Consider the following 1,111-nt stretch of genomic DNA (forward strand, 5'->3'; position numbering starts at 1 on the left):
GGTCATGGTGTCTTTAGGCCCTTTCTGCGCTGCCGCGCGTCGACGACGCTGGGAGCTGACACTACTCTCGGACAATGGGGATCATGCGGAAAATCATCGGCCCGGCGCTGGCGGGCGCGTTGCTGCTGCTCATCGGCCTGACGGGCATCCTGCTGGGCTCCGCCCCGGCGGCGCTCGCCGTCCCGCCCGCCGACGTCGTGGTGGAGGACCGGGCGGGCGTGCTGGACCGCAACACGCTGCTGCCCGCCGTGCAGAAGATCGAGTTTTACCAGCCCACCAAGGTGGCCGTCTACACCTACAACGGCAACGCGGCCGACAATCTCAACGAGGAGGTGCTGCGCTTTGCCCGCGCTGAGCACCCGGACTGGATCAGCGCGGACGGGCAAAAGTGGGCGGACGGCCTCTTCATCTTTGCGCTTGACCCGGTCGGCCGGCATGTCGGGACGTACATGGGCGAGGACCGGAAAGTGTCCCCCGCGCAACGCGACGACATCCAAAACGCCACCAAGGACCTGCTGCGCGACGCCCAGTGGACCGACGGGACCATCGCCGGAATCAGGCGCGGCGCCGAGCTGATCAACCAGCCCTGGTACCGCTCCACCGCGTTCCTCGCCACCGCATGGAGCACCCTGGGAGCGGCGGCGGCCGGCGCCGGTACGTGGCTTCTCGTGCGCTGGCGTACCCGGGTGGGCAGCCGCCGGGAGATCGCCCGCGCAGACGCGCACTATTCCAGCGTAAGCATGGACCTGCAGGTGACCGAACTGAACGCCAGCACCATCCCGGAGTCCTCCCGTTACGGCAGCACGGTGCTGGAAAAGTACCGCACGTTCCTCACCAGCTACAACACGGCCACCGGGCTCTCCAACCAGGTACATGCCCTGACAAAGCGCCAGCTGGGCCGCAGGGCCAACTTGCTGCTGGCCCGGCAGTACGCGGACGCGACTGCCCAACTGGACGCGCTGGACGATGTCATCTCGGACACGAACGCCCTGCTCAACCGGGCCTCCAGTTGGGCGCCGGCGTGGGACCGGCAGCTCGCACCGTTCCGCAGCGACCTGGCCGGTATCGAAGGCATGCTTGGCAAGAGCCATGGCGAGGGCGATTCCGCGAC

General features: G+C 67.9%; 1 protein-coding gene. It reads left to right on the forward strand.

Features of this window, described 5'->3' with window-relative positions:
- Positions 1-83 precede the first annotated feature (83 nt).
- Positions 84-1,111, forward strand: a 1,028-nt coding sequence (locus tag AB4Y86_RS19395; RefSeq protein WP_441403746.1) for a DUF5129 domain-containing protein, incomplete at its 3' end; no start/stop codon positions are given.

It is taken from the genome of Arthrobacter sp. 2YAF22_2 (assembly GCF_052114645.1).
Taxonomy (GTDB): domain Bacteria; phylum Actinomycetota; class Actinomycetes; order Actinomycetales; family Micrococcaceae; genus Arthrobacter.